Here is a 26,151-nt window from a genome sequence, read left to right as displayed (position 1 = left end):
TATTACTAAACCGGTTCAGTTCCGTATTGTCAAGGGCAGGCCCGCCGGCTGGCGGCCGCCGTCGCCGGACTCCCCCCGCGCCGCCCGGTCAGCAACCTGAGCGCTGGTACTCGTAGGTTCCCGCGTCAGTCGCGTCGCCGCCGTGGCAGTCGCCGTCCCGGCTGACCGGACGGCCGTCCAAATCCGCGGGGAACAGGCCCGGTCCGGCGCGGTCAATTGCCGGGCTTGCGGCGGAGAGGTGGAGATCGGCCGGCGCATTCACAAAGCCGGCGGGATCGGTGGTGGACGTCGGACCCGGAACAATATTGGCAGGGCCGTTCAGGACATTCCGCTCCTCGGTCCAGCCGCCGCCGTCCATCCACAGCGAGTTGCGGACCGCCACGAGGATGTTCGCCCGAACGACCGTGGAGGCCGGGCATGAGGAGTGGCAGACCAACGCCTGGGAGTCCGGGCCGTTGAGCCACACCGTGTTGTGCTCGAACGTGGTGGCGTTGGTCGGGCCGAAGGAGGACGTCCCGCCGCGCGCAATCAGGCCCATGGCCTGGGCGCACCCTGTGCCGCAGGTGGCCCGGATGAGGTTGTAGCTGTAGATGTTGCCGTCGGCCGTGCCGCCGCCTCCGCGCCCAATTTCGGAGAAGACGTTGTTATCCACCGCCACATTGTGGTGGATTTTGTTCCGGTTGCCATTGAAGATCTCAAACGCACTGCCATCGTGGCCGAAGTCGTAGGACGGGGCAGTGGACCCGGTGACGGTGTTGCCCGCGAATTCATTGTCGCTGCCGTTGATGAGGAAGCCGAAGGCACCCGAATCGTCACTGCACTGCACGGCCGCCGCGGTGCCGCAGCCCGATCCCGGAGTGTTGACATTCATGATGTTGTTGTCGCTGAGCCTATTGTTCGTGTAGCTGCCGAAGTCGGAGCCGTCGCTGATCTTGATGCCTGCGGCATTGTTCTTCGCGGCCGAATTCCGAACGGAACCGTGGTCTCCGTAGACACTGAAACCCGCATAGCCGCAGGATTCCGCCTGCAGGCCGTCCACGGTGATGAAGTCGCCGTCCAGCCGGACGCACGTGCCCTCCAGCCCCGCCGTGACCACGGGCAACTGGCCGCTTCCGTAGGCGTTTAGGGTGATCCCCTGCCGGGCGGTGCCGCTCGCGCGGACGGTCAGGCCGCCGGAGAAGATGTCCCCGCGGCGAAAGCTGACCGAGTCCCCCGGCCGCAACCCGGCGGCATTGACCTTCTCGAGGGTCTGCCAGGCCGATCGGGGTGAGGTGCCGTCGTTGGCGTCGCTGCCGTCCGCACTGACGAAATACGCGGTTGAGGAAGCCGCCGCGGGAACGGATCGGCAGCCCACCAGGCCGCCCAAGAACAGCAGAACGATCACCGTGGCGGCGAGTGTGGATTTGATCTTCATGGGTGCACCTGGGTTTTCGCCATGTATCCGCGGATCCGGGCGCCACCGCCTGCCGGCGGACCACGTCGGCGTCCTGAGGGCCTTAACGCTAAGAGCGCACCGGCGCGAAGTCAACGGAAGGAGCCGGCGGACCCGGCTCCGGATGCCGCGCGGGCCCAACTCTCCCTAATGTTCCTTTTTGCTACTTGACGTTCCTTATTGTGCGATTATGATATCTAAGTATGTGATCTGCTTCACGTCACCCGCCGTATTTCAAAGGAGAAATTATGACCATGCATGAAGACGCACTGCTCCGGGCCTCCAGCCAAGGCGGGTGGGACCGGAGGACGCTACTGAAGACATTCGGTGCCGGAGCAGTCGCGATGGCCGGCATTCCACTGCTTTCAGCCTGCACGGGCGGCAGCGCTGCCGGCAGCGGGGCGAAGACGGCCACCTTCGGCTCCGGATCCTCCGATGAGGTTCCCAAGGCCGCATACAAGGCAGTGACGGACGCCTTCGAGAAGAAGTCCGGCGTCAAAATCACCACCAATGTGGTGGCCCACAACGACTTCCAGAACAAGATTAACACCTATCTCCAGGGCAGCCCGGACGATGCTTTCACCTGGTTCGCGGGCTACCGCATGCAGTACTACGCCGGCAAGGGACTGCTCGCCCCGATCGACGACGTCTGGGAAAAGGTCGGTGGAAACTTCTCCGACGCCCTGAAAAAGGCTTCGACGGGCGCGGACGGCAAGATGTACCTGATCCCCAACTACAACTACCCGTGGGGCTTCTTCTACCGGAAGAGCCTCTGGGCGGCGAAGGGGTATGCCGTCCCCACGACGTTCGATGAGCTGAAGGCGCTCTGCACCAAGATGAAGGCCGACGGGTTGATCCCCATTGAGTTTGCGGACAAGGACGGCTGGCCCGCCATGGGCACGTTCGACTACCTGAACATGCGGCTGAACGGTTACCAGTTCCACATGGACCTCACCGCGCACAAAGAAAGCTGGGACCAGAAGAAGGTCAGCGATGTCTTCGACACCTGGAAGGCTCTCCTGCCGTACCAGAACCCGAACGCCCTCGGCATGACCTGGCAGGACTCCGCGAAGTCCCTCGCAGACAAGAAGTCGGGGATGTACCTGCTCGGTTCTTTCCTCACCCAGCAGTACACGGACAAGGCGGTCGCCGACGACATCGACTTCTTCCCGTTCCCCGAGGTCGCGGTGGAAGGCCGGGACTCGATCGAGGCTCCCATCGACGGCCTCCTGCTCTCCAAGAAGGGCGGCCAGAACCAGTCCGCCAGGGATTTCCTGGCCTACGTCGGCACCCCTGAAGGGCAGGACGTGTACGCCTCGGTTGATTCGTCCAACATCGCCACGGCCAAGGGCACGGACACCTCAAAGTTCACGCCGCTGAACAAGAAGCTGGCGGAGGCCATCAGCGGCGCCAAGAACATCAGCCAGTTCTTCGACCGCGATGCCCTGCCGGCCATGGCCAACAACGTGATGATCCCGGCCCTGCAGACGTTCATCAAGGACGGCACCGTCGACGTGAAGAACCTGGAGGCGCAGGCCAAGTCCCTCTACGCCGCCCAGTAACGACGCACGCCACCGCATTTCCAAAGCCCAATATTCCCGGGGGCTTATCTCCCCAGCGCAGATCCGATGCGCGTTTCCCCGGCGTTTCCCCGGCATTTCCCACAGCATTTCCCAAGGCAAGGAATCTTCATGAGTGTCTCTACCAATCCGTCGGCGCGGGGGCGCAAGGCAGTTGCCGCTCCCGCGCGGCGGGTTCGGCGGCTGTCCCGCCGCGACAAAGTGGTGCTCGGCATGATGGTGGGCATCCCCACGCTGATCCAGCTCGTCCTGGTCTGGATTCCCACCCTCATGTCGGTCGGGCTGTCCTTCGCCCGCTGGAACGGGCTGGAGCTGACCGACATCAAACCCGCCGGCGCAGAGAATTACCAGTTCGTCGCCCATGACTACCCGCCATTTTGGCCCGCCGTGCAGCACAACGTCCTCTGGCTGGCGTTCCTGGCCCTGGTCGCCACGCCGCTGGGGCTGCTGCTGGCGGTGCTCCTGGACCAGAACATCCGCGGCACCAGGATCTACCAGAGCATCTTCTTCGCCCCCGTGATGCTCTCCCTGGCCCTGATCGGGATCATCTGGCAGCTGTTCTACAACCGGGACAGCGGCCTCTTGAACTTCCTCCTTGGAACCGCTGGCACGCCCCAGGCCGTGGACTGGTTCGGGGATTCAGGGGTCAACATCTGGGCAGCCCTCTTCGCCGCCACTTGGCGGCACGCCGGCTACGTCATGATCTTGTACTTGGCCGGACTCAAGGGAGTGGACCCCACCCTGCGTGAGGCGGCCCAGATTGACGGCGCCAGCGCGACTCAGACCTTCTTCCGGGTGATCTTCCCGGCCATGCGGCCGGTCAACGTCATCATCATCGTCATCACCGTCATCGAATCCCTACGGGCGTTCGACATCGTCTACGTGATCAACCGCGGCACCAACGGCCTCGAACTAATCAGCGCCTTGGTCATCCAGAACCTGGTGGGCGAGGGACAGGTGATCGGGATCGGCTCGGCACTGGCCGTCATCCTGCTCGTCATCTCGCTGATCCCGATTACCTTCTATCTGTCCCGTGCGTTCGGAAAGGACAAAGAGGCATGAGCATCGCCCATCCAACCGATGCCGCCGCGGCCGGGAGCCCGGTGGCCACCGGCCAGCCCGGCTTCGGCCCGGGCAGGACCGGCCACCGTCCGGGCCGGCCGGCCAACAACAAGCAGGGCAGGCGGCACTACGGCACCCACGTCTTCCTGATCGTCATGGCGGCCATTTGGCTGGTCCCCCTCGGCTGGGCCATTTTCACCGCCCTGCGGCCCAAGGCGGACACGGACAAGTACGGCTACTTCAGCACCGGAGGCGCCTTCAACTTCGACAACTTCACGCAGGCCTGGACGCAGGGCGGTTTTTCCCAGCTGTTCTGGAATTCCGTGCTCATCACGGTCCCGTCCGTGTTCCTGATCCTCTTCTTCGCCTCCATGATGGCGTTCGCTGTCAGCCGGGTGAACTGGAAGTTCAACATCACCCTGCTGATCATGTTCACCGCAGGAAACCTGCTGCCCCCGCAGGTGCTCGCGGCGCCGCTTTTTGAAATGTTCAAGCACTTCGAGCTGCCGTACGCGCTCAGCGATTCCGGGAATCTGCTCAACACCTATATCAGCGTGATCGCGGTGGACACCGCCTTCCAGATCGGCTTCGTGACCTTCGTGCTCTCCAACTACATGAAGGCGCTGTCGCCCGAACTGACCGAGGCGGCCCTGGTGGACGGGGCCGGCGTCTGGCGCCAGTACTGGGACATCATCCTGCCGCTGTGCCGCCCGGCCCTGGCCGCGATGGGCACCCTCGAGGTGATCTTCATATACAACGACTTCTTCTGGCCGCTGTTGTTCATCCAAAGCGGTGACCGCCTTCCGGTCACCACCGCCATCAACAACCTCCAGGGCCAGTTCCTCTCCAATTACAACCTGATCGCCGCCGGCGCCATGATCACCGCCGTCCCGGCCCTGGTCATCTACCTGCTCCTGCAGCGGCATTTCGTAGCGGGCCTGACCCTCGGCTCCAGCAAAGGATAAACGTGGACAACAACGTCAACGACACCAACCCCAATACCTCAGCCATGGACTACATCACCGCCCGGCTCGGCTCCGAGGGCTCGCCGATGCTGGCCTTCGGCGGCGACTACAACCCCGAGCAGTGGCCGGAGGAGACGTGGGACGAGGACGTCCGGCTGATGCGCGAGGCCGGCGTCAATTTGGTCAGCGTGGGCATCTTCAGCTGGTCACTGCTGGAACCGGCCGAGGGTGTCTACGAGTTCGGCTGGCTGGACCGGGTCCTGGACCTGTTGCACGCCAACGGCATCCGGGTGGACCTGGCGAACGCCACGGCCTCCCCGCCGCCGTGGTTCAGCCACAAGTACCCCCGGTCGCTGCCGGTAACGGCCGACGGCGTGCGGCACAGTTACGGTTCGCGGCAGGCTTTCGCCGCCTCAAGCCCCGACTACCGTCGTGCCGCAGCTGCCCTGACCGAGCAGATCGCCGCCCGCTACAAGGACCATCCCGCCGTCGTCATGTGGCATGTGCACAACGAATACGGCTGCCACAACCAGCCGGACTTCTCCGACGGCGCGGCCGCCGGGTTCCGTCGCTGGCTCGAACACCGGTATGGCAGCCTCGAGGCGCTCAATGCCGCGTGGGGCACCGCCTTCTGGTCCCAGCGCTACTCGGCCTGGGATGAAATCCTGCCCCCGCGGACCTCCGGGACGTGGGTTAACCCGACCCAGCAGCTGGACTTCGCCCGCTATTCCTCCGATGAGCTGCTCGAATGCTACAAGGCGGAGGCCGCGATCATCCGCTCGCACTCGGACCATCCCGTAACCACCAACTTTATGGGCTTCAACATGGGTCTGCACCAGCCGGTGGACTACTGGCGCTGGTCCGAGGAGATGGACGTGGTCTCCAACGACCACTACCTCATCGCCGAGGACCCGCGGAACTTCCAGGAACTCGCGGCCACAGCGGACCTCACCCGGGGCTGGGCCAAGGGCAAGCCGTGGCTGCTGATGGAACATTCCACGTCGGCGGTCAACTGGCAGCCGCGCAACATCGCCAAGGCCCCCGGCGAGATGCTGCGCAATTCCCTGCAGCACGTTGCCCGCGGCGCCGACGGCGCGCTGTTCTTCCAGTGGCGGGCCTCGCGTGCCGGCGCCGAGAAGTTCCACTCCGGACTGCTGCCGCACGCCGGCACGGAGACGAAGATCTGGCGCGAAGTGGTCCAGCTGGGCCAGGCGCTGCGCAGCCTGGCCGAAGTCAGCGGCTCGGTGGTCACTGGCGCCTCCGGCCGGGTGGACGTCGCCATCCTCCACGACACCGACGCGCGCTGGGCCTCCGAGCTGGACTCGCACCCGAGCGTGGATGCCTCGGCCGTCGCGGAGACCCGTCGCTGGCATGATGCCTTCTACCGGGCCGGGATCCCCACGGACTTCCGCCAAAGCACCGAGGACCTCTCCGGCTACCGGCTGGTCGTCGCACCCATGCAGTACCTCGTGACCGATGCCGGGGCCGCAAACCTGGACGCGTACGTGCGCGCCGGCGGCCACCTCGTGGTGACGTATTTCTCCGGTATCGTGGACGAAAATGACCACATCAGGCTCGGCGGCTACCCCGGCGCGTTCAGCACGCTACTGGGCGTGAAGATGGAAGAGTTCTTTCCGCTGCGTGCCGGAGAACGCGTCCAGCTCAGCAGCTTCGGCCCCGGCACCTGCTGGAACGAACTGGGGCTGGCCACCACTGCCGAGGTCCTTGCGGCCGTCGCCGAGGGCCCGGCTGCCGGTTCTCCCGCCGTCACCCGCAACCGGGCCGGAAGCGGCCGTTCCTACTATGTGGCCACGACGCTCGCACCCGAGGGCCTGGGCGAACTGCTCACGGTCGTTTGTGCCGACGCCGGGGTGGAGCCGCTGGTTCCGGATCTGCCGGCCGACGTGGAAGTTGCCCGGCGCATCAAGGACGGAACCGACTGGACATTCTGCATCAACCACGGGGCGCACGACGTCCGGCTGCCGCTGGCGGGCGTTGATCTTCTCACCGGCGCCGAGCTCGACGGCGGACTCGGCCTCGCGGCCGGTGCTGTCGCCGTCGTCCGTTCGCGTGCCGCCCAACTGGTCGGCACGTCCGCCGCCCATTCCAACCAGTCAAGCCTTCCAACCCACTCAAGCCTGTAAGGACTCCACATGCTAGCCGCAGCCCGTCATTCCGCCATCCTCGCGGAGGTCCAGCGAGAACGGATCGTCCGCGTCGCGGACCTCGCCAAGATGCTCGGCGTCTCGCTGATGACCGTGCGGCGGGACATCGAGGCCCTGGACGCGGCGGGCGCGGTGGAGAAGATCCACGGCGGGGCCAAATTGCCGGGCGGAGCCAGCACCCACGAGCCTGGCTTCGAGCTGAAGGTGACCCAACTCAAGGACGAGAAGATGGCCATTGCGCACGAGGCGGCCGCGCAGGTGCGCGAGGGCATGGCGGTGGGGCTGAGCGCCGGCACCACCACGTGGGCGCTGGCCCAGCTGCTGTCCGCCGGTCCGCGGATCACCGTGGTCACCAACTCGGTGCGGATCGCCGACGTCTTCCACCAGAGTTCCTCCCCGTCCACGGTGATCCTGACCGGCGGCGAGCGCACGCCCTCCGATGCGCTCGTCGGGCCGCTGGCCACGTCCTCGCTCAGGCAGCTGCACCTGGACGTGCTGTTCCTTGGCGTCCACGGCGTGGATGCCGACGCCGGATTCACGACGCCGAACGTGCTGGAAGCCGAAACCGACCGGGCCTTCGTTAGCGCGGCCCGCCGGGTGGTGGTGCTGGCGGACCACACAAAGTGGGGCACGCTCGGCATCAGCACCATCGCCAGCCTCGAAGATGCCGATGAGCTCATCAGCGACGACCTCCTGGGCGGTGAGGCCCGGCGTATCCTCGGCGAGCGCGTCGGGCGGCTCCGGCTTGCCCCCACCGGCGGTGTCCCGCGCGGCACCGCCCCGGTCCCTGCCCCTGCCCACGGCGCCGCCTCAGGCTGACCGGAACATTCCCGCCCACCTGCAAACCCCTACGCCTGGAGCTACCGTGACCAACCCGGACCTCACACTTGCTGCCGAGACCGCGTCCCCGCTGGGCGCCCTCCACGGAGAGCCCCTCTACCTGCGCCGTGGCGGAACGTCGCTGCTCATCGATTTCAGTACCGGCGAGCCCGCCATGCTGCACTTCGGTGCCGACCTCGGCCCGGCCCTGCCCGATCTTTCGCTGCTGGGCGACCCCGTGCCGCACTCTGCCCTCGACGTTCCGGTCACGCTGGGGCTGATCCCGCAGGCGTCCTCGGGCTGGCGCGGCCGGCCGGGTCTCCGCGGCCACCGCAACGGCGAGGCGTTCTCGGCTCGCCTTCGCGTCGTGAATGTCGAGCGTTCCGGCGGGGAGGACTGCTCGGCCGTCATCACCCAGGCCGACGCCGAAGCGGGGGTCACCGTCCGCACGGAGATCCGGATCCACGACGGCGGGCTGCTCCAGCTTCGCCACCGGCTCGACAACGACGGAGACGGCTCCTACAGCCTTGACGAGCTCGCGGCCGTGCTGCCGGTGGGCCGCGCCGCGACAGAGATCCTGGACCTGACCGGCCGCTGGTGCCGGGAGTCCCATCCGCAGCGCCTGCCGCTGCGCCAGGGTACGTGGGTACGTTCGGGGCGGCACGGCCGGACGGGCCATGATTCCTCGCTCCTGCTCGCGGCCGGCACCCCCGGCTTCGGCAACCGCCACGGGCAGGTCTGGGCCGTGCATCTGGGCTGGAGCGGCAATCACGAGAGCTTCGTGGATGCCGCCGCCGACGGCCGGACGGTCATCGGCGCCTCGGAACTGCTGGGAACCGGCGAAATCACCCTCGCCGCGAGCGCCAGCTACGAGACGCCGTGGCTGTTCGCGGCGTACTCGGCCGCCGGGCTGGACGGCATCAGCGATGCGTTCTATGCCTGGTTCCGCGGGCGCCCGCACCACCCCGGCGCGCGGTCCGGCAAGGCCCGTCCCGTGGTCCTGAACGTCTGGGAGGCGGTGTACTTCGACCACCGGTTGCCGGTGCTGCTGGAGCTCGCCGATGCCGCCGCCCGGCTGGGCGTGGAACGCTACGTTCTTGACGACGGCTGGTTCCGCGGCCGGCGCAGCGACCATGCGGGCCTCGGCGACTGGTACGTCGACGATGATCTGTGGCCCGCGGGCCTGACCCCGCTGATCGACGCCGTCACCGGCCACGGCATGGAATTCGGCCTCTGGGTCGAACCCGAAATGATCAACGAAGACTCGGACCTGGCCCGCAACCACCCGGACTGGATCGCCGGGCCGGCACCCCGCACCGCCGGGGGCAGCCGGCTGCCCTTGCAGTGGCGGCACCAGCAGGTCCTGGACCTGGTCAACCCGGAGGCGTGGCAGTACATCTTCGACCGGCTCGATGCCCTGCTGCGCGCCAACAACATCGCCTACCTCAAGTGGGACCAGAACCGGGACCTGACCGAAATGGGGCACGCCGGTCGCCCGTCCGTGCATGCGCAGACCCGGGCCGTTTACCGGCTGCTGGACGAGCTCCGCAAAGCCCACCCCGGCGTCGAGATCGAGAGCTGCTCTTCCGGGGGCGGTCGCGTGGACCTCGGCATCCTGGAACGCACAGACCGGGTCTGGGGTTCGGACTGCAACGACGCCCTGGAACGCCAGACCATCCAGCGCTGGACCGGCATGGTGGTCCCGCCGGAGCTCGTCGGCTCACACATCGGACCCACTACCAGCCACACCACCGCGAGAACGCACGACCTCTCCTTCCGGGCCATCACCGCGATGTTCGGGCACTTCGGCCTCGAATGGGATGTCCGGGGCCTCGGCGATTCCGAGCGCGCCGAGCTTGCCCGGGCAATCGCGCTGTTCAAGGAATACCGTCCGCTGCTGCACAGCGGGCGCATGGTGCGGGCCGACGAGCCCGATCCGGCGCTCCGCCTCCACGGCGTCGTATCCCACGACGGCGGCGAGGCACTCTATGCCCTGGTGTCCGTGGCGACCTCGTTCGCCGAAGTCCCCGGCCGGATCAGCCTGCCCGGGCTGCTGCCCGAGGCCGGGTACCGGGTGGAAGCGGTCTACCCTGCCCCCGAGGACCGGCGGGCGTTCCTGCAGACGGCGCCCCCGGCATGGCTTGCGGGCGGCGTCGAGGCGACCGGCCGCTTCCTGGCGGAATCCGGGCTCCCGATGCCAGTACTGAACCCGGAGCACGGGCTGCTCCTGGCCGTCCGACGCGTCACCACAGCCGATCCAGCCGCCGAGCCAGCGGCAACCAGCGGCCACCCCGCGAGGAGCTCCTGACATGGGCCAGATTACAAAACGCTGCTACAAGCTCTCCGACGGCCGGGACATCATCTACTTCGATGACGCCGACACCGTCCTGGCGCCCGAACGCGGAGACGACCTTCGAGAGCCGGCGGTCCGGCCGCCCACCGCCACCATGCGCCAGGATGTCCTGACCGGCGAGTGGATTTCGATTGCGGCCGCCCGGCAGAACCGGGTGGTCCTGCCTCCGTCGCACCTGGACCCGCTGGCCCCGGCATCGCCGGAGAACCCCTCGGAAATCCCAAGCCTGTACGACGTCGTGGTCTTCGAAAACAAGTCCCCGTCCTTCGGCCCCGATCTGACCGGGCCCGCCGCGCCCGCGGGCCAGGACGACCTCGTCCGGGTGGGCCTGGGACGCGCCAAGCAGTCCGTGGGCCGGTGCGAAGTGGTGTGCTTCTCCCCCGAACACACCGGCTCCCTCGCGGGACTGTCCTTGTCCCGGATGCGCACAGTGGTGGAGGCGTGGGCGGACCGGACTGCCGCGTTGTCTGCGCTGCCCGGCGTCGAGCAGGTTTTTCCGTTCGAGAACCGCGGGGAGGCGATCGGGGTGACGCTGCACCACCCGCACGGGCAGATCTACGCCTACCCGTACATCACGCCCCGCACGGCCCAGCTGGTCCGCACGATCGAAAACTACGGCGGCTCCCTGTTCGCGGACATCCTGGCCTTTGAGCAGCAGTCCGAGCGGGTGCTGTTCCAGGGCGAGCACTGGACCGCGTTTGTCCCGTTTGCCGCACGCTGGCCGCTGGAAGTGCACATGCTCCCGCACCGGCACGTCCCGGATCTCGCCGCCACCACCGACGAGGAACGCGATGAGTTCTCCCTGCTGTACGGCCGGCTGCTGCGCGGGGTGGACGCGCTCTACGACACCCCCACGCCGTATATTTCGGCGTGGCACCAGGCGCCCGTGCACGCCCATCGGGACGACATCCGGCTCATGCTGCAGCTGACTTCACCCCGCCGGGAGGAAGACAAACTCAAGTATTTGGCGGGTTCGGAGGCCGCCATGGGCGCGTTCATCGCTGACATCCCGCCGGAAACGGCGGCCGGCCGGCTTCGGGCGGCGATCGAAAAGGCTGATCTCGGGTCGCTCCGCCCCGGGCAGCCAGTGACAGGGCACACCGTGCCAGACCAGCCGCTAAAGGAACAGGAAACCGCCCGGCCATGAACGAGGTCCCCCTGGGGTATGAGTACTTCTCGAGCCAGTTTGGCGGCGCACCGGACGGCCTGTGGTCGGCGCCGGGGCGGGTCAACCTGATCGGCGAGCACACGGACTACAACGACGGCTTCGCGTTTCCGCTCGCGATCGACAAGCGCACCACAGTGGCGGCCCGCGCCCGGGCCGACCGCAGGCTGCGGGTCGCGAGCAGAGACTTCCCCGGCGTGGTGGAGGTCAGCCTCGACGGCCTCGATCCCGATTCCCTCACCGGCTGGGCCGCGTATCCCCTGGGCGTGGTCTGGGCGCTGACGCAGGCGGCGGCCGGCGGCGGTGGCGCAGCTCCGGGCGGCGCAGCTTCCGGCGCCGCGCGTCCGGGCAGCGCGGGCGCCGCGGGTCCGGGCGCCGTTTCCCGGCTGGCCGGGATGGACCTGGCCCTGACCTCGGATGTGCCGGCCGGCGCCGGCCTGTCCTCCTCCGCCGCCATCGAATGCGCGGTAGCCCTGGCCCTGAACGATCTCTGGGACCTCGGGCTGGACCGGCAGGCACTGGCCCGGGTCGGCCAGCTGGCCGAGAACAGGGTGGTCGGCGCGCCCACGGGCATCATGGACCAGTCGGCCTCGCTCCTGGGCGAGCCGGATCACGGCATCCTGCTGGACTGCCAGAGCCTGTTGACCGAGGCCGTCGCCCTCGGCTTCGCGGGCGCAGGCCTGCGGCTCCTGGTGATCGACACCCGCACCAGCCACTCCCATGCCGACGGCGGTTATGCCAGCCGACGCCGCTCCTGCGAGGACGGCGCCCGCAGCATGGCCGTCGGCAGTCTCCGGGCACTGGGCCCGGAGGACCTCCCCCGCGCCGCAGCAGTGCTGGACGGGCAGACCTACCGCCGGGTCCGTCACATCATCACGGAGAACCAACGGGTGCTGGACACCGTCGCGGCGCTGCGGACCTCCGGTGCTGCCGCCATCGGGCCGTTCCTCAACGATTCGCACACTTCCATGCGCGACGACTTCGAGATCTCCACCCCCGAACTCGACCTCGCCGTGTCCAGCGCGCAGGAATTGGGCGCCATCGGCGCGCGCATGACCGGCGGCGGCTTTGGCGGCGCCGCCCTCGCGCTGGTCCGGGACGACGACGCCGCCCGGGTGAGCGCCGGCATTGCCGGCCACTTCGCCCGGGCCGGGTACACCGCCCCGCACATCTTCCCCGTCACGGCGTCCGAGGGCGCGCGCCGGGACCTCTAGGCCGCGCTTACGCCCGCACGAGCCGGGCGGCGTCGGCCAGCAGTTCCACGGAACGGAGCCGGGCCTCGGTGCCGGTGCTCTGATGTGCCACGATCAGCTCGTCGGCGTCGGCGTGCCCGGTGAACTCGTCCAGGTACTCAATGACGGCGTCGGGGGTGCCGACGGCGGAATACTTCATCATCTGCGCCATGTGCTGGCCCTGCGGAGAGTCCAGGATCATGTCCGCCTCGTCGTCGCTGAACACGCGGCCGTTGCCGAAGAACAGCGAGACCCTGGCGCGCTTGGTGGCCTGGAACATCGCCTGGGCGTCGGCGGCCGAGTCGGCGGCAATGACGTTGACTCCGGCGATCACGTGCGGGGCATCCAGCTGCGCGGAGGGCCGGAATTCACGGCGGTAGACGGCCACCGCGTCCTGCAGCGCGTTTGGCGCGAAGTGTGAGGCGAACGCATACGGCAGGCCCAGCTGGGCGGCCAGCCTGGCCCCGAACAGGGAGGAACCCAGGATGTACAGCGGCACATTGGTGCCCTTGCCCGGGGTAGCCTCCACGCCCTGGATGCGGGTGGGCCCGGTCAGGTAGCCCTGGAGCTCCAAGACGTCCTGCGGGAAGCTCTCTGCCGACATCGGATCGCGGCGGAGGGCACGCATAGTGTTCTGGTCGCTGCCCGGTGCGCGGCCCAGCCCGAGGTCGATCCTGCCCGGGTGCAGGGTCTCCAGGGTGCCAAACTGTTCGGCGATGGTCAGCGGGGAGTGGTTGGGCAGCATCACGCCGCCGGCGCCGAGCCGGATGCTGGACGTGTGCGCGGCGACGTGGGCGATCAGCACGCTCGTGGCCGAGGAGGCAATCGAGGACATGTTGTGGTGCTCGGCGTACCAGATCCGCCGGTAGCCCCGTTCCTCGGCGAGCCGGGCCATGGCCACGCTTCCGGCGAAGCTCTCAGCCGCCGTCTGGCCCGGGCCGATGGTTGCGAGGTCAAGGATGGAAAGCGGAACAGTCACGGAAGAAGCCGGCCTTTCGTTGCGGGGCAGTGTACGGACCGGAGATTGGGACTACGGTCCGTGGCGGCGCCGATTTCCGGCGCGGGCACACTGGGGTCAACGACGGCGGCCCCCGGGATATTTCTGCGGCCGGCTCAGCTGCAGGAGTAGTTGTAGTCCATGCCGCCGGAAATGTATTGCGCCATCGAGACGCGGCTGCGCGGGGTGAGCCCGGGCAGGGCGCAGTTTGACTTGGCCCGCGAGGCTGATCCCGCACCAGCGAGCCAGCTCGGCAATCCTGCCAGCGGGCTGGTCGATTTCACGGTTCCGGCGATCCGCGCCCACTGGTATCCGGTGGAGTAGAGGCCCACCCTGGCACCGATCCGCTTGAAGTAGGCGGTCATGCCTTCCAGGACGGCCACGTTGGCGGTCTTGTCCGTCTGCCAGGTGTTTTCCGATTCCACATCCAGCCACCAGAGGTAGGACTGCGGGCTGCTGACGCCGCGGTTTCTGGCGTCGTCGGACGCCTTGGCCCACCCGTAGATGTAGGAGCAGGCTCTCAGCGAACCCGTGGCGCAATTGCCGTAGGGGTTGGTGACCGTAGCGCCGCCGTAAGTGTTCGACTTGGGCCACCAAGACCCCTGCCGGGCGGGGTTGGCCGTATTGACGTACAACGCCACCCTCGGCTGCAACGTCGCGGCGGGAGCCTTGGCCGTCTTCGCCCAGGTGAGCTGGCTCGCCAGGCACGGGTTCGTGTTGTTGGCGAGGCCGTAATTGACGCCGACCACCGCGAACAAGGGCTGCTTTGGCAGGGGCTTGCCGCACTGCGGCCAGGAGACGTCGAGTCCCGGTCCCGGGGAGGTGGCGGCCGAGGCCGGGCTTCCACCCAGGAAGACAAGGCCGAGGGTCACAACAAAGGCCAGTACGATGCGCGGGAGCGAGTTGGGCATGCCACAGTCTAAGGCAGAATCTCAAATCGGTAGTGTAATTCGGTATCTGCACCTAATTCGCCGAAAACACGCCGGCAGCGCGTCCCGACTGGCGCCCCGCTGACACCCGGATAGCGCTCCGCCAGGCCCGGGCGGGAGCTCCCCGTGAGGGAGCCGTGGAATAGTCAGCAGGCTGAGAATGTTCCCTAACCTATGAGCCATGACAATGCACAGCATCCGGAAAATTCCGCCACGATCGCCCTGCAGGACCTGGGAACCGTCCGCCGGCTCGGGTTTGGCGCCATGCGGATCGTCGGCGACGGCGTCTGGGGCGAACCGGCAGACCGTGCCGCCGCGGTCGCCGTCGTACGCCGCGCCGTGGAGCTTGGCGTCGACTTCATTGACACCGCTGACTCCTACGGCCCCAACATCAGCGAGGAAATCCTCGCCGAGGCGCTGCACCCCTACCGGGACGGCGTCAGGATTGCGACGAAGGTCGGGTTCACCCGCACCGGACCCAACGCCTGGGTTCCGGTGGGCCGGCCCGAGTACCTGCGCCAGCAAACGGAACTGAGCCTGCGCAAGCTCAAGGTCGACTCCCTCGACCTCCTGCAGCTGCACCGGATCGATCCCAAGGTGGACCGCGAGGAGCAATTCGCCGTGCTGCGCGATCTGCAGAAGGAAGGCAAGGTCAAAGCCCTCGGCCTTTCCCAGGTCAGCGTGGAGGAGTTGGAGGCAGCCGGCAAGTACTTCACGGTCTCCACGGTGCAAAACCGCTACAACCTCACCGACCGCAGCTCCGAAGACGTCCTCGACTACGCCGAGGCGAACGGCATCGGCTTCATTCCGTGGGCCCCGATCTCCGCCGGTGAGCTCGCCCGGCCGGGCGGTCCGCTGGACGCGGCCGCCAAGCGCCTTGGTGCCACCACCTCCCAGGTGGCGCTGGCCTGGCTGCTGCGCCGCTCCCCCGTCATGATGCCCATCCCCGGCACTGGCTCCATCAAGCATCTGGAAGAAAACCTCGCGGCGGCCGGAGTCGTGCTTGACGACGCCACCTACGCCGAACTCCACGCAGCCCGCTAAACCTTTCCACAACCCGCCGGCCCCGCCGGCAGAACAGGAACCACACCATGGCTAACATCCTGATGGTCGTCTCGGCCGCAAATGCCCTCACCATGCGCGACGGCACCGAACACCCCACCGGCTACTGGGCCGAGGAACTCGTCGTCTCCCACCAGACGCTCCTCGACGCGGGCCACACCGTGCACATCGCCACCCCCGGCGGCCGGAAGCCCACAGTGGACGAGGTCAGCCTTGCGGCCGAATCCGCCGGCGGCCAGGACCGGGCGGACAGTTTCCGGAAATACCTTGAGTCGATCGACGCCGAGCTGTCCGGCCCGCTGGTGCTGGGCGACGTCGATGTCGCCGGCTATGACGCCGTCATCATGCCGGGCGGCCACGGGCCCATGGCCGATCTCTACCAGGATGCCGATCTAGGCCGGATCCTCACCCGCGCCAACGCGTCCGCCAAGATCATCGCGCCGTTCTGCCACGGCCCGGCTGGCCTGCTGAGCGCCACGAACGACGACGGCACCTTCGCCTTCGCCGGACGCCGCCTCACCGTCTTCACCAACGAGGAGGAGTTGGGCGGCGGCACCGGCCCCAACACACCGTGGTTCGTGGAGGACGTCCTCAAGGAAAAGGGCGCACTGGTGGAAAACGGCGCGGCCTGGACCTCGCATGTTGTGAGGGACGGAAACCTCATCACCGGCCAGAACCCGCAGTCCAGCGAGGACGTGGCCAAGGAGGTTCTCAAGGCCCTCGCCGAATAGGCGGCCCGTAGCCGGGTCCGGGAACCCCGGACCCGGCTAAGCTAACCGCATGGCCATCAAATCCACTGCTGATAAAGTCGCCACGATCGTCCAGGGCTACACCCTGGAGGGCCCGACCATCGAGCTCGGAGCGGCAATCGTCGACGGCGAACTCCACAAGGACGCTCCCGTCCGGCTGCCGCTTGCCATGATGAACCGGCACGGCCTGGTGGCCGGAGCAACCGGCACAGGCAAGACCGTCACGCTGCACATGATGGCCGAACAGCTCTCCACTGCGGGTGTGCCGGTGTTTCTGGCCGACATCAAGGGCGACCTCTCCGGCCTGGCCACCGCCGCCACGGGCACCGAAAAGCTATTGGCCCGCACGGAGAGCATCGGCCAGGCGTGGTCCGGCAAGACCTTCCCGGTGGAATTCCTGGCCCTCGGCGGCGACGGAAAAGGCATCCCGGTCCGCGCCACCATCACCTCGTTCGGGCCCATCCTGCTCTCCCGGATCATGGACCTGAACGAGACCCAGGAATCCAGCCTGCAGCTCGTCTTCCATTTCGCGGACAAGAACAACCTCGAGCTCATCGACCTCAAGGACCTGCGCGCCGTCATCGCCTTCCTGACCTCGGCTGAGGGCAAGGACGAGCTCGAGGAACTCGGCGGCCTCTCCAAGGCAACGGCCGGGGTGATCCTGCGCGAACTCATCACGCTCGAAGCGCAGGGCATGGAGAAGTTCTTCGGCGAGCCCGAATTCGACACCGCCGAGCTGCTGCGTACCGCCCCTGACGGACGGGGCATGGTGAGCTGCCTGGAGCTGCCCACACTGCAGACCAAGCCCACGCTGTTTTCGACGTTCCTGATGTGGCTGCTCGCGGACCTCTTCGAGGACCTGCCGGAGGCCGGGGACCTCGACAAGCCCAAGCTCGTCTTCTTCCTGGATGAGGCCCATCTGCTGTTCAACGGCGCCTCGAAGGCCTTCCTTGACGCCATCACCACTACCGTCCGGCTCATCCGTTCCAAGGGCGTCGGCATCTTCTTCGTCACGCAGACGCCCAAGGATGTCCCCGCGGACGTCCTCGGGCAGCTGGCAAACCGGGTACAGCACGCCCTTCGCGCCTACACCCCTGAGGACGCCAAGTCGCTCAAGGCCACCGTCTCCACCTTTCCCACCAGCGACTACGATCTCGAGGAGACCCTGACCACGGCCGGCATTGGCGAGGCCGTCATCACGGTCCTGAACGAGAACGGCGCACCGACCCCCGTCGCGCTGACCCGGCTCCGCGCCCCGGAGTCCGTGATGGGTCCGAGCACCGATTCCCTGATTGCCAGTACCGTGGCAGGCTCCGCGCTTCTGCCCAAGTACGGCACCGCCGTCGATAACGTCTCCGCCTACGAGAAGATCACCGGTCAGGGCGCGGCCTCCACCGGAGCAGCCTCCGGGGCCTCGCGCCCAGGCAGCGCCGGGGGAAATCAGGACGGCGCCGTGGATCCGAACGCCGTCGAGGCCGAGGCCCGGCGGATCGAGGAAGAAATCCTGGGCCGTCCCAGCAGCCGGCCCGTGCCGGCCCCGGCACCCGACTACGGCGACGCCGCCAGGCGGGAGGCGCCCCGGCAGGCCCAACCGGCAGGCGGCGGTCCCGGCGGAGACCTCGCCGCGGCCTGGGGCGGGGCTTTGGGCGGCGGCCTCACAAGCATGGCCCGGTCGCTGGGAACGCAACTGGGCAAGGAACTGCTCCGCGGAGTCTTCGGCACGGCCCCGAAACGCCGCCGCCGCTAGGACAGGCCCCGGCGGCACCGAACGGAGCGTTCCCGCCCTGCCGCCGGGCCTCGCGCGGCCATGGCCCGCGTCACAGAGGCGGGCCGTGAGACAGGGTTTCCGGTGGGGTGCAGGTAACGTAAGAATCGTGCACATGAGTCAGGCGTTGGTCAAAATCGCAGCAGGGTGGCTGCTGGGACTGATGCTTGCCGTGGCCGCAGGCATCGTTTCAATCAATCTGGTGAACGCTTCCATCGCCGGGCCCCAGCAGCCCGTCCGCGACTATCTCAGCGCCCTGCAGAAGGGCGACGGCGAAAAGGCCCTGGGTCTCCTGCGCGCCTCCGTGCCACAAAGCAACCCGGCCATGCTCGACGGGACCGCACTGCAAACCGCGGCCGCACGCATCTCCGACGTCAAGCTTGGCGACGCAGTTGAGCGCGGCGGAAACCAGGTCATGGTGCCCATGGAGTACACCATCGACGGCAGCCGGCAGCGGACCGAGTTCCTGCTGGAGCGCTCCGGCACAGAGTGGCTGTTTTTCAACAAGTGGTCGTTCGTCCCCGCCGCTCTGCCTGTCCTGGACGTCACGGTGGTCAACTCCAGCGAGGCCACCCTCAACGGCGTGCCGGTGAACATGCCCAACGGGCGCAACTCCTTCGCCGTGTTCTACCCCGGCGAGTACGAGGCCGGCCTGAACGGCCAATACTTCTCGGCCCCGCCCACCCGGGCCACGGTGGCCGGCGGGGACGCGCGCCCGGCGTCGCTGAATCTTATGACCAAGGCCACCGACGCGCTGAAGGGTGCCGTGAGCGGCAAGGTCAAGGAATTCCTGGACTCCTGCGCCGCCGAGGCCGACAAGCAGCAGAAGCTGCAGCCCGACTGCCCGTTCTACCACGCCACCAACAACCGCGTGATTGACGGGACCATCGACTGGAGCATCACGGACTACCCCAAGGTGAACATCGAACCCTTCGGCGGCCGCTGGGTCGTGTCTCCCCTGGACGGCAAGGCCCGGATTAAGGCACGGCAGGTGGACCTGTTTACGGGCGCCGTGACCGAGATCAACGCCGTCCACGATTTCAGCTTCACCACCCGCCTGGACATCGACGGGGACACCGTCAAGCTCACGCCCCAGCTCAACTACTAGGACACCGTTCGGGCGGCGGCCCGACGGCCCCGTCACGCAGGGCAGAGTCACACAAAGCAGACTTTGAGCCCTGCGAGAGCACGGTCCCCCCTGAAATCCGCGGATTTCAACCCTGCCCGCGCCCCAAAACCTGCCGGTAGTGACACGTTCACACCTATCCGGGTGACTTCACGCCTGCAAGGACGGTCAGGACCTCGGCCACCATGGCCGCGGGATCGTGAACCACGTCGGCATAGTAGTAGCGGAGCACTACGTAGCCCTGAACCACGGAGCGGTTGTTCCGGCGCTGGTCCTTCCTCACCTGGGCCCAGTCGCCGTGGTGTCGTCCGTCGAGTTCCACGATCAATTTGCCCTCCAGCAGCAAATCCACAGACCCGACGCCGTCAATGTGCACCTGCGGCTCCACCCTGATCCCGGCTTGCCGGAAATACGTTCGGGCCAGGGTCTCAAGCAGGGATTCCGAGCCCCGGTCCACCCATTCCAGAATCTCCCGTGCCCGCCCGTTGCGCGTTCCGGGCAGCCGCTCCCGGAGGAAATCCAGCGTCATGTCGCCCCTGCCGACCGCGCACTCCACCATGACCAAGGACTCCCGGAACGGCACGCACCGCAGCGCGTGGATGAGGACATCGCCCAGGGCTGCGACCGGCCTGTGCGGGTGCGGCTCAAACAACAGCCCGCCGTGCCCCGATTCCGCGCCGACGGCGTCCCCGCGCCGGTGGTACACATGCCGTAGGCCGGTCTGCTCCAAGGCCCAGAGCCTGTAGAAGGGAGCCGCGCTCACACAAGTAAGCAGTTGCCTGCGCTGCAGCAGCGCCACGTAGTCGGGTGCCGCCGTCGGGAGCGCGTACAGTCCGCGGCACGGCTGCTGGACCGTTCCGGAACGCACGGCACGGCGGAGGGCGGCGTCGTCGATGCCCAAGCGGGCGAGGGACGGCCGCCGGGCGGCTCCCCCGCAGATATTCAAGGCCTTCGCGATGTCCATAGGCTTACGTTCACGCACAAAGCTGGTCCTCGGCACCCGCGGGGCACGCTATGTGGACAGTTTCGTGTCACGCCGGGCAGGTTCTTGGGGCAGCCCGCAGGTCGCATTCACGGAATCTGGAGGACACCGGGCCGGGATTAAGCCAAAAGGCTGCCGTCAGTGACGGCGGGTCACGGACAGCAGCCTCCTGATCAGCGTCGGCGCATCAGCGTCGGCGCAGGCCCTAGTCCATTCCGCGCAGGTCCAGGACCAGCTCGGTGTCGCCGTCGGCCTGGAGGATGACGGGAATGCCCCAGTCCTGCTGGTACAGGTGGCAGGCCGCGTGGTCCGGAATCTCGCCGTCGGCGTCTTCGGGGCCGTCACACGCGGCCGCGCGGGCGGTGATGTGAAGGACTCCCTCGGGAACGTCGGAGGACAGTTCCAGGGTGCGGCGCAGGCCCACGGAGGTCCCGCCGCCGGACACCAGCAGTTCGGGCGGGGTGGACGATATTTTCAGCTGGGTGGGATCGCCCCAGCGGTCGTCCAGCTTCTGCCCGGTGGGCGCCGTGAAACGGACTGCGAGTTCAAGCAGGCCGGGCGCTACGGGGCTCTTGGGCCGGTGGGTCTGCGCCGCGCCCTCGTCCACCTGTTGCGCTTCCTTGGGGATGGGCACGTAGACCAGCTGATGCTTGTTGGCCTCGACCACCACCAGCAACGGCTCGGCACCTGCGACGCGGGTGTGGTCCACAATGACATCCGAGGGCTCGGACAGTCCGCGTGCCAGCGTGGAGACCGTGCCCGTTGCGGGGTCGTACCGGCGGACGGCGCCGTTGTAGGTATCGGCGATCGCCACCGAGCCGTCGGGTAGCACCGTGACGCCGAGCGGGTGCTGCAGCCGCGCCTCCGCGGCCGGACCGTCGCGGAAGCCGAAGTCGAACAGGCCCTTGCCCACGGCAGATTCGACCGCGATGCCGCCCGCGTCGTCAATTACCAGTTTGCGCAGGGCCGAGGTTTCCGAGTCGGCCACCCAGATGTTCCCGTCGGCGTCCTCGGCGAGGCCGGAGGACTGGGCGAACCAGGCCTCGGCAGCCGGGCCGTCCAGGAGCCCTTCGAGTCCGTTGCCGGCAATGATTTTCACGGCCCCGGAGGTGGGCTCGAAGCTGAAAATCTGGTGCACGCCGGCCATCGCCACTACCACGGCGTTCAGCTTGGCCGACCAGACCACATCCCACGGGGAGCTCAGGGACACGGCAAGCGGATCCGGCTCCAGCCGGGCACCGTAGGCGGCGCCTTCCTCGTCCACGCGGGCCGGACCCGTCTCCAGGAGCCGCTGCACGCCGTTGCCGGCAAGGGTCCGGACGGTTCCGTCGGCTAGGGACAGCCCGCGCAGGCGGTGGTTGACGGTGTCGGCAACCACGACGTCGTAGCCTGCCTCGGCGGCGACGTCTTCCGGGAGCAGCACCAAGCCCTGCGGTTCGTTGAACCGGGCTCCGGCGGCGTTGCCGTCGGCGTGGCCCTTTTCACCGGAACCGTAGGTGCGCAGCACCGTCTGGAAGTCGGTGGAGAGTTCCACGAGCCGGTGGTGGCCGGTGTCGGTAACCAGCCACGAGCCGTTCTCGGCCGTTCCGATGCCGCGGCCGGCGGGCAGGAACAGGGCCTTGCCCGGGAAGCGCAGCGTGCCCGACGTCGGTTCCGGCGCCACATAGGGGCCGTTTCCACGGTGGAGGGTGCCTTTGGCCTCATGTTCGGCGATCAGTTCGGGGATCAGCACGGCCAGGCCGTCTGCGTGGCCCTCGCCGGAGAGGTGCGCCACGATGTAGCCCTCGGGATCGATGACCACCAGTGTCGGCCATGCCCGGGCCGTGTAGGCCTTCCAGGTGTCCAGTTCCGGGTCGTCAAGGACCGGGTGACGGATCTCGTAGCGTTCGACGGCGGCCGCCAGCGCCACGGGGTCGGCCTCGTGCTCGAACTTGGGCGAATGCACGCCCACGGTCACAAGGACGTCGGAGTACTGCTGCTCGAGCGGGCGCAGTTCGTCCAGGACGTGCAGGCAGTTGATGCAGCAGAACGTCCAGAAGTCCAGGAGGACGATCTTGCCGCGCAGGGATTCGAGGTCCAGGGTCTTGCCGCCGGTGTTCAGCCAGTTGCGGCCCACCAGCTCGGAGGCCCGGACCCGGAGGTGGGTGCGTACGGTTTCGGTCATCAGCGTCCTTCCAGCTTGGAATTGCGTTCGCCAAGCCTGGCATCTCGCTCGGCCAGCTTGGCAAACATATCGTTGTAAGCAGTGAGATCGGCATCGTTATTCCGGTCCGCCGCCCGGTCGGTCCGTTTGGACTCGCGGTCATCGGCGCGGGACCACATGATGGCGACGCCGATCGCCACCAGCAGCGTGGGTACTTCGCCGATGCCCCACGCCACGGCCCCGCCCATCTGCTGGTCCAGCAGGGCGGAGGCGCCCCACGTCCGGCCGAGGTTGCCGAAGTAGTCTGCGGCCAGGAGCCCGGTGCCGCCCATGATGGCGACGCCGAAGAACGCGTGGAAGCCCATGGTGGCCAACAGGAGCAGCAACCGCATGGGGTACGGTGCGCGGCGCGGCAGCGGGTCGGTGCCGATCATGGTGAGCACGAAGATGTAGCCGGTGAGCGCGAAGTGCAGGTTCATGAGCTCGTGGCCCACGTGGTCCCGCATGGCGTAGCCGAACGCGTCGGAGTAGTAGAAGAGCACGATGGACCCGGCGAAGTTGGCGGCCGCGAAGAGCGGGTGGGTCACCAGCTGCGAGAACTTGGAGTGGATGACGATCAACAGCCATTCACGCGGCCCGCGGGAGCTGTCGCGCCGGGGAGTGAGCGCCCGGAGTGCCAGCGTCACGGGTGCGCCGAGGACCAGGAAGATGGGGGTCACCATGGTGAGGGCCATATGGTCCACCATGTGCGCGGAGAACATCACCCGGCCGTAGACCGACGGCGGCCCCGAGGTCACGTAGGTGAGGACCACGAGTCCGATCACCCAGTTGACGGTCCGGAACCAGGGCCAGGAGTCGCCGCGTCGCTGCACCTTGCGCACGCCCAGAACGTAGGAGACCAGCGCAAAGAGCGCGACGGCGATCCAGAGCCAGTCGAGCCGCCACTCCGTAAGCCATCGCACCGGCGTCAGTTCCGGTGGCAGCTCGTAGCCGGAGAGGATGAAGGCCGGCGACGCGTCGGGTGCGAAGGTGGTGGGCTGTGGCGGAGCAGAGCGTCCCAGTGCCACGGCGATCCCTGATGTCGCTCCCATGACGATCAGCTCCGCGACCACCAGCTGCCAGAGCACGCTGCGGGCGGACCGGCCCATGGCGCGGTTGCCCAGCTGCGGGATGACCCAGCGGCGGTGCATAAGCCCGATGCCGCCCAGCACGAGGGCCGCCGCCGTCTTGGCCAGGATCAGTTGCCCGTAGGCCGAGCCGAAGAGATCGTCCCAAGTGGTGAGGCGGATGCTGGCATTGATCACGCCGGAGGCAAAGACCAGGGCGAAGGCAAAGCCGGCAAGGGACGAAAACCGGCGGAGAGTGGGTTCGGTGATGTCGGCGGTCCGCGCGGACGCACCCGCACCGGTGCCGCGTGCACCGGTGCCGCCCAGCACGCCGGAAAGCAGCGCCAGCATGATGATGCCGCCCACCCAGGCCGAGACGCCCACCAGGTGCAGTCCGAGGGAGTTGATGGCGCCCTCGTGGTCACTGGAGCTTGACGAGTGACCGATCAGGGCGAGGGGAACCAGTCCGCCCAGCGCCAGGATCAGGGTCAATGCCAGCCCGCCGCGGGAACGTACACCGAAGAGGGCAGTGGTGACCACGGCGGCGATTATGACCACGGCCAGCCAAGCGCGTCCCGTGTCTATATCCGTCATGAAGTAAACGAGGGAGCGGGTGAATTCCGGGTCTCCGGAAATGCCCTGCCCCGCAATGTCCGCATAACCCAACACCAGGACGGAGATCGCCGAGAGAGTCCAGACGGCGCCCGCCGTCGCGGCCACGGCCAGCGCCCGGGTGAACGCGGGGTGCTCCGGCGCGTTGCGGACCTTCGAACGCGAGCCGTTCCTGTCCCGCGGAAGGATGCCGGCCGCAAAGAACAGGCCGCCGATCACGGTGGCCACTGCGACGTTGTGAACTGCCTTGCTCACGGGCAACCCCCAGCGCACCAAGGCGCCGGGATCCGAGACTCCGCGGGCGGCAGCCGCGCCGGAGAAGATCAGTGCTGCGACCAGGCCTATGAACAACGCCGCCAGGCCGACGAGCAGCCACGGCCGGGAAACCCCGCCGGGGCCTTGGCCGGTGCCGCGCACGTCGCCGGGAGGTACGGGCGCTGCGGTTGTGGGCGTGGGATTTACTGCGGAAGGCACACCTCCATTGTCCGCTACGCCGCCCGGCTCAGCGAATCGGCCTCAGAGGGCCAGCTCAGCGAACCCGCCTCCCGGCCTTGGCACGGGACCCGGCCGGCAGCAATCCCGGCCGTGCCCGTGACACGCAAAAGGAGCGGCAACCCGAGGGTTGCCGCTCCTTTCAAGCCTGCGAAGAAGACTACTTCTTCTTGGCGACTGCAGCCTTCAGCTTGGAGCCGGCGGTCAGCTTGACGCTGTGGCCAGCGGCAATCTGAATGGTCTCGCCGGTCTGCGGGTTACGGCCGGTGCGGGCTGCACGGTCGGTGCGCTCGACGGCGAGCCAACCCGGGATGGTGATCTTCTCGCCCGCGGCGACAGAGGTCTCGAAGACCTCGAACAGTGCGTCGAGCACGGAGTTGACTGCTGCCTGGCTGGTGCCGGCCTTGCCTGCTACCTCTGCAACAAGTTCACTACGGTTCTTAGCCATTTATGTCCTCCTGGACGGTCATGATTTCTGGAGCCTGCACACGGCATGCGTACAAACCACTGTTCGAAAACTTACCAGCTTGGCGCCGCCGAGGTGGCAAATTCCGCGTGTTTTCGGCGTTTTTTGGGGAAAATCACCGTAATCGGCGCCGATCGCCGTCAAATTGCGCCGAGAGCGGACGCCTCTCCGTCGGGACCGTTTTCGCGGCGCGCGGCCGCGGTGAGTCCTGCCTCACTTTCAACGCCGCCCGGCGTGGGGATCCGGCCGCCGGAGTGGCTGCCTCCCGCGCGATACATTGAGGCGCGTGCCGTCCTCGTCCCCTGCTCCCTGGCCGGGTTTCCCGGCCGTGGGGGCCCGCGTGGGGGGCGGTGCGGGCCGGTCTGCTGCGGGGCCTGGCCGGGGGGGCGGTCGCGCCGTCGTTGCCGGTGGCGGCTGCGCGCCTGGCGGCATGCCGGGTTGTGGTTGGGGGGTTAAATGCGGGAGGACCCCCAACCTGTGGTTGGGGGTCCTCGACCGTGTAATGATGTTCCGGCGGTGACCTACTCTCCCACACCCTCCCGGGTGCAGTACCATCGGCGCTGTGGGTCTTAGCTTCCGGGTTCGGGATGGGACCGGGCGTTTCCCCCACGCTATGACCGCCGTAACCCTGTGTCCGCCACCCTGTCACGGCCCTGGTGGGGGTGTGGGGTGGGGAAGTCTGTGTGGTTACAACATGTGCTCTGCGACGTGTGGTCGCAGGTGTGGTGTTGTTATTTAGTTGTTGGTTCCTCAAGCAACGGGTTTGTTGGTTGGGAACCACATAGTGGACGCAAGCAGTCTTGTTTCTTTGTACCCTCTCCATGGTGTGAACGTCTTTTGAATCCGTTCACGGGGAGGGTGTGTGGTGTAAGTTATCGGCCTATTAGTACCGGTCAGCTTCACGAGTCGTTAGTCCTCGCTTCCACATCCGGCCTATCAACCCAGTGGT

19 protein-coding genes and 1 rRNA gene are annotated in these 26,151 nt (G+C 67.4%); 12 read left to right on the top strand and 8 right to left on the bottom strand.

Annotated elements, in window-relative coordinates:
* Positions 1–88 precede the first annotated feature (88 nt).
* Positions 89–1,414 carry a right-handed parallel beta-helix repeat-containing protein gene (locus C8D78_RS14675; protein ID WP_120954613.1) on the bottom strand — a complete coding sequence of 442 codons (1,326 nt, stop codon included), beginning with the start codon at positions 1,412–1,414 and terminating at the stop codon, positions 89–91.
* Between the two features lie 266 nt (positions 1,415–1,680).
* Between C8D78_RS14675 and C8D78_RS14670 the strand changes: the two genes are divergently transcribed.
* The 8 genes from C8D78_RS14670 to galK all read left to right on the top strand — a co-directional run bounded on the left by C8D78_RS14670 (position 1,681) and on the right by galK (position 12,755).
* Entirely contained in the window at positions 1,681–2,994 is a 1,314-nt protein-coding gene (locus C8D78_RS14670) for an ABC transporter substrate-binding protein (protein WP_120954612.1), read from the top strand.
* A 129-nt stretch (positions 2,995–3,123) separates the two neighbouring features.
* Positions 3,124–4,074 (top strand): carbohydrate ABC transporter permease, encoded by a 951-nt coding sequence (locus tag C8D78_RS14665; RefSeq protein WP_120954611.1) that lies wholly within the window; start codon positions 3,124–3,126, stop codon positions 4,072–4,074.
* Entirely contained in the window at positions 4,071–5,039 is a 969-nt protein-coding gene (locus C8D78_RS14660) for a carbohydrate ABC transporter permease (protein WP_120954610.1), read from the top strand. Before C8D78_RS14665 ends, C8D78_RS14660 begins: the two co-directional genes overlap by 4 nt.
* A 2-nt stretch (positions 5,040–5,041) precedes the next feature.
* Positions 5,042–7,183: a beta-galactosidase gene (locus C8D78_RS14655; RefSeq protein ID WP_244208421.1), complete on the top strand. Its 2,142-nt coding sequence runs from the start codon at positions 5,042–5,044 to the stop codon at positions 7,181–7,183.
* Positions 7,184–7,192: 9 nt separating this feature from the next.
* Positions 7,193–8,023 (top strand): DeoR/GlpR family DNA-binding transcription regulator, encoded by an 831-nt coding sequence (locus C8D78_RS14650; RefSeq protein WP_120954609.1) that lies wholly within the window; start codon positions 7,193–7,195, stop codon positions 8,021–8,023.
* A gap of 91 nt (positions 8,024–8,114) precedes the next feature.
* Positions 8,115–10,331: an alpha-galactosidase gene (locus C8D78_RS14645; protein ID WP_425266711.1), complete on the top strand. Its 2,217-nt coding sequence runs from the start codon at positions 8,115–8,117 to the stop codon at positions 10,329–10,331.
* A 1-nt stretch (position 10,332) separates the two neighbouring features.
* The gene (galT, locus tag C8D78_RS14640) at positions 10,333–11,523 is read left to right on the top strand and encodes a galactose-1-phosphate uridylyltransferase (RefSeq protein WP_244208420.1); all 1,191 of its coding nucleotides are present in this window, start codon (positions 10,333–10,335) and stop codon (positions 11,521–11,523) included.
* A complete protein-coding gene (gene galK, locus C8D78_RS14635) occupies positions 11,520–12,755 on the top strand; it encodes a galactokinase (protein WP_120954607.1) in 1,236 nt (411 codons plus the stop codon). The genes galT and galK overlap by 4 nt, the downstream gene beginning before the upstream one ends.
* Before the next feature lie 7 nt (positions 12,756–12,762).
* Here the strand turns inward: galK and C8D78_RS14630 are convergent, their stop codons facing one another.
* Together C8D78_RS14630 and C8D78_RS14625 are read right to left on the bottom strand one after the other, a co-directional pair.
* Positions 12,763–13,752 carry an LLM class flavin-dependent oxidoreductase gene (locus C8D78_RS14630; RefSeq protein ID WP_120954606.1) on the bottom strand — a complete coding sequence of 330 codons (990 nt, stop codon included), beginning with the start codon at positions 13,750–13,752 and terminating at the stop codon, positions 12,763–12,765.
* Positions 13,753–13,886: 134 nt separating this feature from the next.
* Positions 13,887–14,681 (bottom strand): glycoside hydrolase family 25 domain-containing protein, encoded by a 795-nt coding sequence (locus C8D78_RS14625; RefSeq protein WP_120954605.1) that lies wholly within the window; start codon positions 14,679–14,681, stop codon positions 13,887–13,889.
* 192 nt (positions 14,682–14,873) lie between these two features.
* On the opposite strand from C8D78_RS14625, the gene C8D78_RS14620 reads away from it, so the two are divergent.
* The 4 genes from C8D78_RS14620 (at position 14,874) to C8D78_RS14605 (ending at position 19,383) form a co-directional block, all read left to right on the top strand.
* Positions 14,874–15,743, top strand: a complete 870-nt coding sequence (locus C8D78_RS14620; RefSeq protein ID WP_120954604.1) for an aldo/keto reductase — start codon at positions 14,874–14,876, stop codon at positions 15,741–15,743.
* 47 nt (positions 15,744–15,790) lie between these two features.
* Positions 15,791–16,492: a type 1 glutamine amidotransferase domain-containing protein gene (locus C8D78_RS14615; RefSeq protein ID WP_120954603.1), complete on the top strand. Its 702-nt coding sequence runs from the start codon at positions 15,791–15,793 to the stop codon at positions 16,490–16,492.
* Between the two features lie 49 nt (positions 16,493–16,541).
* Positions 16,542–18,257, top strand: coding sequence for a helicase HerA-like domain-containing protein (locus tag C8D78_RS14610; RefSeq protein WP_120954602.1), 1,716 nt, complete (start codon positions 16,542–16,544; stop codon positions 18,255–18,257).
* Positions 18,258–18,390: 133 nt separating this feature from the next.
* Complete coding sequence (locus C8D78_RS14605) at positions 18,391–19,383, top strand: hypothetical protein (protein WP_120954601.1); 993 nt, start codon at positions 18,391–18,393, stop codon at positions 19,381–19,383.
* Positions 19,384–19,537: 154 nt separating this feature from the next.
* On the opposite strand, the gene C8D78_RS14600 is transcribed toward C8D78_RS14605, so the two are convergent.
* From C8D78_RS14600 to rrf, 5 genes are all read right to left on the bottom strand, one after another.
* Positions 19,538–20,365 (bottom strand): DUF559 domain-containing protein, encoded by an 828-nt coding sequence (locus C8D78_RS14600; protein ID WP_120954600.1) that lies wholly within the window; start codon positions 20,363–20,365, stop codon positions 19,538–19,540.
* Positions 20,366–20,588: 223 nt separating this feature from the next.
* The gene (locus C8D78_RS14595) at positions 20,589–22,547 is read right to left on the bottom strand and encodes an NHL domain-containing thioredoxin family protein (protein ID WP_120954599.1); all 1,959 of its coding nucleotides are present in this window, start codon (positions 22,545–22,547) and stop codon (positions 20,589–20,591) included.
* Positions 22,547–24,661 (bottom strand): bifunctional copper resistance protein CopD/cytochrome c oxidase assembly protein, encoded by a 2,115-nt coding sequence (locus tag C8D78_RS14590; protein ID WP_244208434.1) that lies wholly within the window; start codon positions 24,659–24,661, stop codon positions 22,547–22,549. The genes C8D78_RS14595 and C8D78_RS14590 overlap by 1 nt, the downstream gene beginning before the upstream one ends.
* Positions 24,662–24,896: 235 nt before the next feature.
* The gene (locus C8D78_RS14585; RefSeq protein ID WP_011776355.1) at positions 24,897–25,184 is read right to left on the bottom strand and encodes an HU family DNA-binding protein; all 288 of its coding nucleotides are present in this window, start codon (positions 25,182–25,184) and stop codon (positions 24,897–24,899) included.
* 526 nt (positions 25,185–25,710) lie between these two features.
* Positions 25,711–25,827: ribosomal RNA gene (rrf, locus tag C8D78_RS14580) — 5S ribosomal RNA — on the bottom strand.
* Between the last annotated feature and the right edge of the window lie 324 nt (positions 25,828–26,151).

This window comes from Arthrobacter oryzae (assembly GCF_003634095.1).
Lineage (GTDB): Bacteria > Actinomycetota > Actinomycetes > Actinomycetales > Micrococcaceae > Arthrobacter > Arthrobacter oryzae.
This window is presented reverse-complemented; position numbering and strand designations above follow the sequence as displayed.